The sequence below is a fragment of the Catenibacterium sp. co_0103 genome (genome assembly GCF_004168205.1).
Taxonomy (GTDB): Bacteria; Bacillota_I; Bacilli_A; order Erysipelotrichales; family Coprobacillaceae; genus Catenibacterium; species Catenibacterium mitsuoka_A.
In genome coordinates this window covers 1-12,542 of sequence record NZ_RCYB01000018.1, presented here as the reverse complement: position 1 = coordinate 12,542, position 12,542 = coordinate 1, and the positions used below count along the sequence as shown (strand labels likewise).

The 12,542-nt window shown below is 33.3% G+C and carries 11 protein-coding genes; 10 read left to right on the top strand and 1 reads right to left on the bottom strand.

Features of this window, described 5'->3' with window-relative positions:
* The 10 genes from EAI80_RS04805 to EAI80_RS04755 all read left to right on the top strand — a co-directional run bounded on the left by EAI80_RS04805 (position 1) and on the right by EAI80_RS04755 (position 12,027).
* Entirely contained in the window at positions 1-1,107 is a 1,107-nt protein-coding gene (locus tag EAI80_RS04805; protein ID WP_161220278.1) for a HAMP domain-containing sensor histidine kinase, read from the top strand.
* A 101-nt stretch (positions 1,108-1,208) separates the two neighbouring features.
* Positions 1,209-1,970 (top strand): C39 family peptidase, encoded by a 762-nt coding sequence (locus tag EAI80_RS04800; protein WP_129981138.1) that lies wholly within the window; start codon positions 1,209-1,211, stop codon positions 1,968-1,970.
* Positions 1,971-2,121: 151 nt separating this feature from the next.
* Positions 2,122-2,868 (top strand): alpha/beta hydrolase, encoded by a 747-nt coding sequence (locus tag EAI80_RS04795; RefSeq protein WP_129981137.1) that lies wholly within the window; start codon positions 2,122-2,124, stop codon positions 2,866-2,868.
* Positions 2,869-2,934: 66 nt separating this feature from the next.
* On the top strand, positions 2,935-3,141 hold the full coding sequence (locus EAI80_RS04790; protein WP_009300065.1) for a hypothetical protein: 207 nt from the start codon (positions 2,935-2,937) through the stop codon (positions 3,139-3,141).
* 288 nt (positions 3,142-3,429) lie between these two features.
* Positions 3,430-3,912: a DUF3955 domain-containing protein gene (locus EAI80_RS04785; RefSeq protein ID WP_095889601.1), complete on the top strand. Its 483-nt coding sequence runs from the start codon at positions 3,430-3,432 to the stop codon at positions 3,910-3,912.
* A 96-nt stretch (positions 3,913-4,008) separates the two neighbouring features.
* A complete protein-coding gene (locus EAI80_RS04780) occupies positions 4,009-4,215 on the top strand; it encodes a hypothetical protein (protein WP_009300065.1) in 207 nt (68 codons plus the stop codon).
* Positions 4,216-4,252: 37 nt separating this feature from the next.
* The gene (locus tag EAI80_RS04775; RefSeq protein ID WP_129981136.1) at positions 4,253-4,591 is read left to right on the top strand and encodes a hypothetical protein; all 339 of its coding nucleotides are present in this window, start codon (positions 4,253-4,255) and stop codon (positions 4,589-4,591) included.
* Positions 4,592-4,974: 383 nt separating this feature from the next.
* On the top strand, positions 4,975-10,185 hold the full coding sequence (locus tag EAI80_RS04770) for a discoidin domain-containing protein (RefSeq protein ID WP_129981135.1): 5,211 nt from the start codon (positions 4,975-4,977) through the stop codon (positions 10,183-10,185).
* Positions 10,186-10,766: 581 nt separating this feature from the next.
* Positions 10,767-11,000: a hypothetical protein gene (locus tag EAI80_RS04760; RefSeq protein WP_129981133.1), complete on the top strand. Its 234-nt coding sequence runs from the start codon at positions 10,767-10,769 to the stop codon at positions 10,998-11,000.
* Positions 11,001-11,187: 187 nt separating this feature from the next.
* Positions 11,188-12,027, top strand: coding sequence for a LytTR family DNA-binding domain-containing protein (locus EAI80_RS04755; RefSeq protein ID WP_129981132.1), 840 nt, complete (start codon positions 11,188-11,190; stop codon positions 12,025-12,027).
* A 126-nt stretch (positions 12,028-12,153) separates the two neighbouring features.
* Here EAI80_RS04755 and EAI80_RS04750 read toward each other — a convergent pair.
* Positions 12,154-12,542: transposase (locus tag EAI80_RS04750; protein ID WP_193760858.1), on the bottom strand; the 389-nt coding region annotated here is incomplete at its 5' end.

The following is a 12,542-nucleotide window of genomic DNA, read 5'->3' as shown; positions in this document are numbered from 1 at the left end:
ATGGAAACTAATACAATCTTAAAGAAGATTTATAAACGTACACTACTACAATATATAGCTTATACAGTAGGGCTGTTAGTTGTTTTTGTATTGGCAGTCTATCTAGCTGCTTTTTTTGATTTTCAATGGGTCTATGATTTTGATTCTAATATTTATACGTTTCTAGCGTTCTTTTATAATATTGTGAAGAATCCACTCTCGCTTCTGTTGTTTTTATTAATCTGTATAGTGATTTCTTTTGCGTTTATAATTCATCATCTTTATAAACAGACATCCTATTATATGGATGCATTGACTCATGCATCTCATGAATTAATAGATAAGAGTGTAGACTATATCACATTACCAGAAGAACTTTATGATATAGAAAGACGATTTAATGAACTAAAGAGTGAATCAATAAAGAATGAGAGACTTGCAAGAGAGAATGAACAGAAGAAGGATGAACTCATTGTTTATTTAGCTCATGATATTAAAACACCATTGACTTCTATGATTGGTTACTTATCTTTATTAGATGAAATTAAAGATATGCCTGATATTCAAAGAGAGAAGTATATTAATGTTGCATTAGATAAATCTTATAGCTTAGAAGATCTCATTAATGAATTATTTGAAGTAGCTCGTTATAATTCAGAAAAGATTATTCTAGAAAAAGAAGATTTAGATATTCGTCTGATGCTCGAACAAATCATTGATGATTTCTATCCTGTATTAGTAGAACAGGAAAAGAATATCCATCTTAATCAAGATGAAGATATCACATTATATGGTGATGCGGATAAACTTAGCAGAGTCTTTAGTAATGTGATTAAGAATGCGATTAGCTATAGTAAGGATCATACTGATATCAATATTGATGTTCATAGTATGCATGATGATGCCATTATTGAAGTCATCAATAAAGGAAAAGAGATACCTAAAGAAAAACTAAATCGTATATTTGAGAACTTCTATCGTTTAGATTCAGCACGTACTTCAAGAACAGGTGGAAGTGGTTTAGGTCTCGCTATTGCCAAGGAAATAGTGGAACTTCACCATGGTTCTATCTTTGCATCAAGTAATAAAGAAGAAACAGTCTTCACAATTACTCTCCCAAAAAATTAAGAAGTTCACAAGAATTCTATAAGAATGTATTAAAGAAGCATTTTTATTTGTATTGGTAAAATACAAGTAATGAAGATGCTTTTTTAAGGAGATGAAAACATATGAAAAAAATAATCATTGTATTGCTTTGTGTATTCTCAATTCTTATAGGTCATATAGCTTATAATATAAGTGGTGGTGTAAGCGGACTAAGAGAAGATATTGGTTTAGAAATAAAAGCGCGTTCTAATCCTAAACTACGTACTATATTAAATCATAAGGATCAATATCCTGATGCAATGATTCAATCACTTTATCGTAATGAAGAACTTATTGATTTTGTTTACAACTATCCAAGTAAAAAAGGACATGTTTATACAAATACGATAGGTCCAGTCACAAAAGGACGTTATCCTCTCTTACTTCAATATGATCAAAGATGGGGCTATGGAAACTATGGATATAATGTGATTGGCATGAATGGCTGTGGTCCTACGAGTGCTGCAATGATTATTGCAGGATTAATAGGAAGAAATAACATTACCCCTTTTGATGTGGCATCTTATGCATATAGTCATGGCTATTATCAAGATGGAACATCCTGGGCTTTCTTTACTGAAGGTATGAAACATTATGTTATTCATGGAAGAAACATACCCCTCTCTTATTCTTCTATGAAGAATGAAATCGTGAATGGAATCCCTCTTATATGTAGTATGAAACCAGGAGACTTTACTACTACAGGACATCTTATTGTGATTAGAGGAATGAAGCAGGGGATGTTTATTGTGAATGATCCTAACTCTATAAAAAGAAGCAATCGTTTATGGAGTTATGATACTCTTTCTAAACAGATTAGAAATATATGGTCTCTCTCAAGATAACATTATTAAGAATAAAGTCTTGGGAAAGATAGATGGAATGGCTCTCAACAAGGAACTTAAAAGGGAAAAATACGGATAGTTGGGTGTGAATGAAAGATTGTGCTATTATTAGGGTGTAATAAATCGGAAGTTTACAGCGAGGTGAAAGAGGTTGAATTATGTAGAATATGGAAAAGAAAACAGCGATGTAATTATCCTCTTACACGGAGGCGGTTTATCATGGTGGAATTACAAAGAGGTTGCTGATAGACTTCAAACAAATTATCATGTGGTTTTGCCTATATTAGATGGTCATGCAGGATGTGATAAGCAGTTTACAACGATAGAGAATAATGCTTTGGATATTATAGAATTTGTAAATAGTAAATTGGGCGGTTCTGTTTTAATGATGGGAGGACTATCGCTTGGAGGGCAGATTTTGCTTGAAATTTTATCTCAACGCAAAGATATATGTAAGTATGCAATAGTGGAAAGTGTACTTGTAATACCTTCAAAATTTACATATTCTATGATCAAACCGGCGTTTGGAAGTTGCTATGGCTTAATAAAGTATAAGTGGTTTTCAAAATTGCAATTCAAATCATTACGAATAAAGTCGAATTTGTTTGATGAATATTACAAAGATACTTGTGCTATTAGAAAGAGTGATATGATTGCCTTTTTACAGAAAAACTCAGTTTATTCACTAAAAGATGGCATTGGAGAGTGTGAAGCAACCGTTCAAATTTATGTAGGAGAAAAAGAAAAGCAATCAATGAAAAAATCTGCTAAAATCATTCATGAAAAATTGCATGATAGTTTTATACAAGTTCTTCCTAATATGTATCATGGAGAGTTTTCAATAAATCACGCAGATGATTATGTGAGAAAACTATTAGAAATAGTAAAGCGAAGGTAACTTTCAGTCTTCAGCAGAGACTGAAAGTAACAGAAGATTGGAATTTTTAGATGAGGTGACGAATAAATGAGCAAAGAACATCATAATGAAAATAAGAATGACGAAGAAGATACTTTTACATTAGCTAAGCTTGTTAGTACTTGGTATGTAGGTGCTGTTGTAGGATTTGCGGTAGGCACTTTAAATGGTAATTCAACAACAGCAATTATAGGTTTGTTTATTGGAGCTACTGTAAGTTGGATATTTAAAAAGTGTTTAATGAGCAAAAAATGAGTTTGTTAGTTAAATTAGAATTGAACTAAATTTCAAGTTGTGAAGGTGAAATGGCAATGCACCCTAATTTTTGGTTAATAATGTTTTGTGCTTTTATAGTTTTGCTGGAAGATATATCAGTAAAAAAAGGAAATAGATAAAACGGGAAATTTAAATGTTGGAGAAGGGAATATTAGCCTCAATATAGGAATGCAAGAGGTTCTTGCGTCTGTTTTTTTGAGATGCAAGAGGCACTTTCTTGAAAAAAACTTGGTTGAATTATAGACTGGAAACACGGAGGTGAAATACATGGATTTTGGAGAACAAATTAAAAGCATTCGTCAAAAAGAAAAATTGACACAAGAACAATTTGCTATGAAACTGAATGTGAGTAGACAAGCTGTTTCAAACTGGGAGAATAACAAAAATCTTCCAGATATAGGAATGCTTATTTTGATGTCTGATGTGTTTCAAATATCTCTGGATTATTTGATTAAAGGAGAAAACGAAATGAACAACATGACAGAAAAAGTAATCAAAGATGGAAGTGAAACCAGAAGAGCCAAGTATAATATGGTGTGCTCGATTATAGGCAGTTTCTTGATTTTAATCGGAATTATACTACTTCTTGTGAAGGGACTGTCGGTAGAGTATATTGATGCACAAGGGGTGCTGCATGAGAATTTCTTTCTTGCCCCAATTGGATTTTTATGCGTGTTTAGTGGTTTGATTTCTTTTATTACAGTTGGTATAACTACAATTATCAGCAAATTTAAAAATAGGAACTCATAATTATAGTTCTATTTTCAAGGCAATTTTTTCTTGAATGTGGAAACTATTATTCACATGGATTGTCAAATTGGAATTTTTAGATGAGGTGACGAATAAATGAGCAAAGAACATCATAATGAAAATAAGAATGACGAAGAAGATACTTTTACATTAGCTAAGCTTGTTAGTACTTGGTATGTAGGTGCTGTTGTAGGATTTGCGGTAGGCACTTTAAATGGTAATTCAACAACAGCAATTATAGGTTTGTTTATTGGAGCTACTGTAAGTTGGATATTTAAAAAGTGTTTAATGAGCAAAAAATGAGTTTGTTAGTTAAATTAGAATTTGTGGAGGAATAAGCATGACAAAGAATACTATGATTTTTATTTTTTTAAACATGATATACCTACTTATTTGGTATGCAACAAACAAAATAAGAAGCACTAAAGTTGGTAAAGAATTAGACAGTGGGTTTGAATTTTACAATAGTTTAAATAATAGTGATAAAGAAAATTATTGGAAAGAAGATACTAAAATTTTAAATCTTTTCTTTGTATTTTTCATAATATCTATGGATATTTCCGTTCTTCTTCTTTTTAATGAAAATAATCTTTGGATATTCTCATTAGTTGTAGGATTAATTATTTCATCAGTTGTTGCAATAATATTGAGTATTAATCTTAGGAAGAAATACAAATAAGTGAATAAATTATAGTTTAACCAAAAAAAATCAAGTTGATTATTGTTTGGATTGTGTTTACAATAAGCCTATAAGGAGTGTCCTCTGCCCATATCTGGGGGGTGCTCCTGTTTTTTTAACATACCGTGAACAAGAACTCCCCACCTTTATATGAAATATAGGTGGGGGCTAAATTGCGGTAAACACCTAAAAAAATTTCTAAAATAATTGTGATGAAAAACTTGATGTAAGAGGTTACATGGACTATACTCTTACATGAGATGGATTGTTACTTTAAGTAGGCAAGACCAGACACATTAAAGCATGCGCTGCATCATGTCTTTTTGTGTTTGGTCTTTTTTTATTGGAGGACAATCAATCAATCAGAAAGGAAAGTGAAAATCGTGGGAAGATTAAAGAAAGTCGTAGCTGCATTATTTAGTGCGAGTATGATTATTTCTAGCTGGAGTATGACACTTGTCCATGCAGATACAATCACAAATATTGCATTAAATAAGAAAGTTACAACAAGTTATGCATGTTCTGGATTTGGTGCTGAAAAAGCAGTGGATGGTGATAAGTCATCACGCTGGGCAACTGAATTTGGTGAACATGCTGCGACTAATCATTGGATTGATGTGGATTTAGGTGCACAGTCTACGATTTCATCTTTTAATATCCATTTTGAGAATCCTAAGGATGGTAATGCTCTGCAAAGAGTACGTAAATTCAAGATTGAAGGATCACTCAATGGTTCATCTTATGCATTGATTCATAATTCAGCAGATAAACCAGAAGGATTTGGCGTAGATGAAGTAGTAACACTTGATACACCTGTACAGTATCGTTATGTAAGATTAACAGTAGAAAAATTACGTGATGGTGCTTATCCAAGTATTTCAGTGGCAGAGTTTGAAGTCATGGGTACTCAGGAAAAGACTGAGACACCTACGAATGTCAATTTAGCGCTAAACAAGAATGTTGTAGTAAGTGCAGAATATCCTACACTCCCTAAGAAAAACCTCACAGATGGTAATGAAAGTACAAGATGGTCTACAGAAGGCGCTCCAGTACAGTGGTTCTATGTAGATCTAGGTAAGTCTGAGTCTTTCAACCAGTTAAAGATGGTTTGGGAAAGTAATGATGTGTATGCAGGTTCTTATAATATCTATGCTTCAGATGATCATACAAATTGGGGTGAAGCTATTGTAAAAAGAACAGGTAACAAGAAACGTACTTCTGTAGAATACTTATCTAGTGTTAAAAAAGCACGTTATGTAAAAGTTGAAGTGACAAAGATGGAAGGGTACGACAGTGTATCATGCTGTGAATTTGAAGTATTGAATTCATCAGATAAAGCACCTCAAAACCCTACAGAAAACGTAGCATTCAATAAGCCTGCAGTGGCTTCTTCAGTTGAAGGTGGTACTTCTTTTACAGCAGGTAAAGCGTTTGATGGTAATACTAAGGGAACATCACGCTGGGCATCTGATGTAAAGAATGCACCTCATTGGATTTATGTGGATTTTGAAGATGTATTAGATGTCAAGACTGTACGCTTAACTTGGGAAACAAGAAAAGCGACAAAATATAGAATCCAGTATGCAACTGAATTAGACAAGTGGACAGATGCAAAAGTATTTAACAGTCGTCCTGCTAATAAGACTCAAAAGATTGTCTTAGATAAAGCGGTGAAGGCACGTTATGTACGCTTGTATATTGATGCAATGGATCCATTAGATCCAGATACAGGCATTAGCTGGAATAATATTTCTGTTTATGAAATGGAAGTATATGGTGGAGAACCAACAGTTGATGTGAATGAAATGATGGATTCTATTACAGTGGCAGAAGTGAAGAAGGGTGATAAGAAGGTTAATGTAACTCTTCCAGAATCTGAAGATTATACAATTACATTCAATGGTGCTGATTATGAACAGCTTGTTGGTGATGATTTGACTATCTATCAGCCTTTAGTTGATACAACTGCTACTTTATCTTTCAAAGCAACAAATAAGAAAGATAAGAATGATTATTTATTTAAAGAAATTGCAGTGAATATTCCTGGTAAATATAACGTCGAACAGGGAGATAATGCAGCCCCTATCGTATTACCAGAATTAAGAGAATGGAAAGGTCATACAGGTACATTCAACTTTAATAAGAATGGTCGTATTGTGGTGCGCAATTCTAAATTGAATGAAATGGCAAAAACATTCCAGAGTGATTTAAAGGAAATCACAGGATCTAAGCTAGATATCGTTACAAGCGGTGAAACAAAAGCAGGAGATATCGTTCTTGATCTTGTAGATAAGAAAGAAAACTTAGGGCTAGATAAGGAAGGCTATATTTTAGAAATTGGTGATACTGTATCAGTAAAAGCTGAACAGGAAACCGGTGCTTTCTGGTCTACACGTACTATTTTACAGATTTTAAAGCTTAATAAGCTCACTATGCCTAAGGGTATGACAAGAGATTATCCACTTTATTCTGTCAGAGGTCTTATTCTTGATGTAGGACGTAAGACATTTACTATGGATAATCTAACAATGTTGATGAAGGAAATGTCTTGGTATAAGTTGAATGACTTCCAGGTACATTTAAATGATAATGTCATTCCTCTAGAAAATTACTCTAATGCAGGTAAGGACCCTATGACAGCTTATTCTGGATTCCGTCTTGAATCTGATATCAAGAAGGGTGGTAAGAACCAGGCTGATTTAACAAGTACAGATGTATTCTATACTAAGAAGGCATTTAGAAACTTCATTAAACAGTCAAGAATGTATGGGGTAAATATTGTTCCTGAAATTGATACACCAGCGCATTCTCTTGCTCTTACTAAGGTGCGTCCAGACTTACGTGCCGGTACTTATGGTCGTGACAATGATCATTTGAACTTAGTAACTAAGTATGATGAGTCAGTGGCTTTTGTGCAGGAAATCTTTGGTGAATATATGAATGGTTCTGATCCAGTCTTTGATTCTAAGACAACTGTACATATTGGTGCGGATGAATATACAAAGGATCCAAATGCATATCGTCGCTTCTGTAACGATATGATTGATTATGTAGAAAAATCAGGACGTAAAGCACGTCTATGGGGAAGTTTATCAAGTCTTAAGGGTAGTGTAACTGTAAAGGCTCAGAATGTAGAAATGAACTTATGGAACTACGGCTGGGCTAATATGGATAAGATGTACGAAGAAGGCTTTGACCTTATTAACTGCAATGATGGTAACTATTACATCGTACCAAATGCAGGGTACTACTATGACTATTTGAATAATTCAACAGTATATAACTTACCAATCAATGAAGTGGGTGGTAAGCATATTCCTGCTGGTGATAAACAGATGCTTGGTGGTTCTTTTGCAGTATGGAATGATATGACAGATTACCTCAATAATGGTATTACTGAATATGACGTTTATGATCGTATTCAGGCATCTGCTGCATTATTTGGTGCTAAGCTTTGGGGTAAAGGATCATTGACTCAGAGTCAGGCAGAAAATGCAACTGGCTTATTAGGAGATGCACCTGGTACTAACTTTGCCTACAATGTAGAAGACAAAGATGGTGTATTTGAAGTTATCGACAATAACACTTCATATAAGGGTGTGAATGCAGATGTAGAAGATGTTGATTATAAGAAGGCTATTCATTTATTGGGTGATTCTTCATATGTAGACACTAAGCTTCATACAACTGTAGGATTAAACAACAGCTTAAGATTCAAGGTAAAACGTACTTCATCTTCAGTTGATAAAGACCAGATTCTATTTGAATCAAGCTATGGTTCTATCAAAGGTGTTCAAAAGGGTACAGGTAAAGTAGCTATCTCAAGAGAAAACTTTGATATTACTTTTGATTATTCACTTCCAGTAGGACAGTGGGTTGAAATTGAAATCAAGAACCCAGATAACGGACGTAATCGCAAGTATGCTGAATTATATGTTAATGGCAAGCTTGTAGACCGTAAGGGTGATGATGAAAAGGTTGAAGGCAATAGACTTATTGCAACTACAATGATTCCATTTGAAAGAGTGGGAAGTAAAACACATGCTTTTGTGGGCTATATTGATGATATTGTGCTTGCAAAGAATAAGGACTATGCTTCAACGAGTGAATTAGATAACACATTATTGATCTTACATGCATTAGAAGCAGATAAGAAAGTAGATGCTTCTAAGAAGGATGCAATGAGATCATTAATAAAAGAAGGAGAGGCCCTTACTTGTCAGGCTGATCCAGATGCTGTGCGTATTGCGGATGTTGTAAAACGTATGAAAGATTTGATTGCGACTATTCTTTATAAGAAGGCTGATTATAGTGCAATTGAAGCAATTCTTGCAAAGATTCCTAACACTGATTTGACTAAGATTTATACAAAGGATTCTTTAGATGCTTTAGAAACAGCTAAGAGCAATATTGTATATGATTTACCAAGAGGTATGCAGTCTCAGGTTGATGCGTATGCAAAAGATTTACAGAGTGCATTAGATCGACTTGTATTATTGGATGTGGCTGATTTATATTACTATCAGGGTACAATGACAGGTACTGCTTCTTCACAGGAAACTGCAAATGAAAAAACACCTGCTTCTAATGCTTTAGATGGTAACCCAGGTACATTCTGGCATACATTATGGAATGGTGCTTCTTTACCACACTGGTATATGATTACTATGGGCACAACTGAAAAGGTAGATGGACTTTATTATTTACCACGTAGTAATGCTGGTAATGGTACAGTGACTCAGTATAGTATCGAAGTAAGTACTGATGGGCAGACTTTCAAGAAAGTCAAAGAAGGTACACTTCCATTAAATGCAGAAGGTAAGTTAATCAGTTTTGATGCAGTTGATGCAAAGTATGTAAGATTTAATATTTTAGCAGCTAAGGGTGGATTTGGCAGCGCAGCTGAATTCAAGATTCATTATGTGCCAGCAACAAATGGAGCAGAAGAACTTGAAGCACTTATTAAACATGCAGAAGGATTGGATCGTACACTTTATACTAAAGAATCATTAGAAAAGTTAGATATTGCATTAGAAAAGGCAAAAGCTGTATTAAAGAAGGAAGATGCTTCAGCAAATGAAATCAATGAAGCAAAGACAAATCTTTATAATGCTTTATTAAAGGATTTAATTGCGAAGACTCCTGTGATCAAAGAAGATGCTGATACTAAGGATTTAGAGGATTTAGTAGGTTCTATTGATAAGGATCAGAAGGATTATACAGAAGAAAGCTGGAATAAACTTCAGGACGCTTTAAAGAAGGCTCAGGATGTTTTAAATAAGGAAGAACCTGAGCAATCTGAAGTAGATGCAGCTTATAAGAATCTTAAAGATGCAATTGATGGATTAGAAAAGGTCAAAGATCCAGTCATTACACCGGACAAGCCATCTAAGCCAGATGAAAACAAACCTGGTGAAACAAAGCCTAGCGATTCTAAGCCAAGTGAAACTAAGCCTAGCGAATCTAAACCAAGTGAAACTAAGCCAAATAAGAAACCGCAGACTAGTGATTTGACACCACTTGCAAGTGTATTTAGTTCTATCTTTGTATCATTGAGTGGTATTTATCTTGTAATGAGAAAGAAAGAGTGTTAAGAGTTAGAAAGGGCTTCAAAATGAAGTCCTTTTCTTTATGAAAAATACATATAAAAAACACATAGAGTCCATAACAATTACATATCTAAATACTATACTAGTAAACATTGAGGTGATAGAAATGGATTGTTTATTTGTGTTTTTAGAAAGTTTTTTTAATACAGTAGATGAAGATGAATAAAAGTGAGTTGTTAGTCTTTTGGTGGGGAATATATGTTTGGTGAAAGTATTTTATGATGGTTAAAGAATAATCGTTCAGCTGTTCATTCTATAAGAGCTCATGTACTTACAAAAGAAATGAATGGTCATAAGTACTATATTTGTTTTGGGTTAGAAGATGGACAGATGAGGAGATTTCTTGTAGATTATTATGCCTATATATCTCTAAAAGAAGGAGAAGAAGGTATATTAACTTATCAAGGAAATAGATTCATAAGATATGATAGAGGTGTAGAATAATATTTTCTTCACCTTTTATTTGCTTACGAAAATAAACTTAAGCGATAGTCTATTTGTGTAAGATAATTACACGAATAAAAGATGAATGAAGAGAAGAAGGGCTAAAGTAGATTGAAAATGGTATGGTTGTTGGCCTTGGTGGTGGTGAAACGATTGGTTATCTTGTGGAGTATTTAAATGAAACTCAAAAAGATGTAAGTGTAGTGACACCTTCATTCGTGAGAGAACAGGCTGGTATTCAAGCTGTCATTGTATATACAGCAGATGGACACACTGGAACAACTGAAAATGGTGATACAAAAGATGCTTTAAACTATGAAATTGGAGATATGGAAGCATATGTAACAAAAATATAGTAAAACATTAGAATATACAAGTAATGTCATGAAAATACTTACTAAAATTCGAAAACAGTGGGGGTATGATTTACCCTTTTGAATAAATTAAAGTCTAAAGAATACTTTTCGTGCAATAAAAAAACCTTTTATACATAACTATGAGACTTATAATATTATTTTTGGTAAATTAATAGTGGTGATATATATGAGAAAAAAAGTGGTAAATGATTTAATTGGTACAAGTACGGAAATTTTACAAACATTTTGGCATAAGGATATGAGTTTATTAAGCCATTATCTAGACGATGATGTTTTTTATTGTGGTGCTGATCCAAGTCAATATTATTCTAGCAAAAATGAATTAGTGAATTATTTCTATTCAGTCATGAATGGATGCTCAGAAAGTGAATTGACACATATTGATTTACAATGTGTTTTTAATCAGCAGAACATATGTAGTATTGTTGGATGCTTTTTTCTTATGACTGATATGAAATCATTAGAAATGGTTCATGAAAAACAAAGATGTACATTCGTCTGGTCTATTGAGAAGGAAAGAGAAGGACGTATTGTATATATTAATATACCAGATTACATAGGAAAACTAGAAGAAGGAGAAGTATTCCCTCATAAGATGGGTTCTACTACATATCAGTATTATAAAGATATGGTTAAAAAACTGATAGAACCAGATAAAACAATTTTAGTAAACGATAAGAGTAAACACACATGTTTAATTCCCTTAAAGGATATACATTATGTAATGGCATTCCAGCACAATACAGTTATATATACAAGTAAAGGTGAAATTACATGTACTGTCTCTTTTAATAAAATGGAAGAATTACTCGGTACACAATTTTTTAAGATTCATAGAAGCTATACGATTAATAGAGAATATATTCGTTTATTTGGTCCTGATTATGTAGAACTTACAACAGGTGAAAAGGTTCCAATGACTAAACGTAATCGTGCACAGCTTATTAGTTCTTTAATGGACTGTACAAATATTCAGTCAGGTATTGATGATGATGCAAAAAAATGAACCTTTAATTTTTAAGGGGGGTCAATAAAAAACTCGCTTTAAATATTTGGGGGTTTCCACTTGTAAAGGGCAGTCAGAAATGACTGCCCTTTAGTGCGCTCATATTACTTCTATTTAAATGTTTTATTAGTTCTTTTTCTTATAAGATCCTCTCTTTTTTCCTTCTCTTTTGATTGTTTCATCAATAGCGTAAGAGGAAGGATTAGAGGATTTATTAAGAGAGTACATTAGTCTATTTCTCATTCTTGCAAAGTTCTGATATCCACATGCATTTGAAAGTATCTTATCTATTCTGGAGTTGATTCCTTCTACTGGTCCATTAGATATTCTTCGACCATCTACTAAATCAAATGATGCACATATTTCATCAAACCAGTTTATAAGAGTTCCAGATAATGATATGAAGCCAGTAATTCCTGATGTTGCATATTCTTGAATTATTCTTGAAAGCCATTCTCTGCAGGTTTCAGAAGTTGCATAATGATTAAAGGCTATATATTGTTCCTTTAGATTGT

Coding starts and splice junctions, on each gene's coding strand:
- EAI80_RS04805 (WP_161220278.1), top strand. CDS start 1: ATGGAAACTAATACAATCTTAAAGAAGATTTATAAACGTACACTACTA.
- EAI80_RS04800 (WP_129981138.1), top strand. CDS start 1,209: ATGAAAAAAATAATCATTGTATTGCTTTGTGTATTCTCAATTCTTATA.
- EAI80_RS04785 (WP_095889601.1), top strand. CDS start 3,430: ATGGATTTTGGAGAACAAATTAAAAGCATTCGTCAAAAAGAAAAATTG.
- EAI80_RS04780 (WP_009300065.1), top strand. CDS start 4,009: ATGAGCAAAGAACATCATAATGAAAATAAGAATGACGAAGAAGATACT.
- EAI80_RS04775 (WP_129981136.1), top strand. CDS start 4,253: ATGACAAAGAATACTATGATTTTTATTTTTTTAAACATGATATACCTA.
- EAI80_RS04760 (WP_129981133.1), top strand. CDS start 10,767: ATGGTTGTTGGCCTTGGTGGTGGTGAAACGATTGGTTATCTTGTGGAG.
- EAI80_RS04790 (WP_009300065.1), top strand. CDS start 2,935: ATGAGCAAAGAACATCATAATGAAAATAAGAATGACGAAGAAGATACT.
- EAI80_RS04755 (WP_129981132.1), top strand. CDS start 11,188: ATGAGAAAAAAAGTGGTAAATGATTTAATTGGTACAAGTACGGAAATT.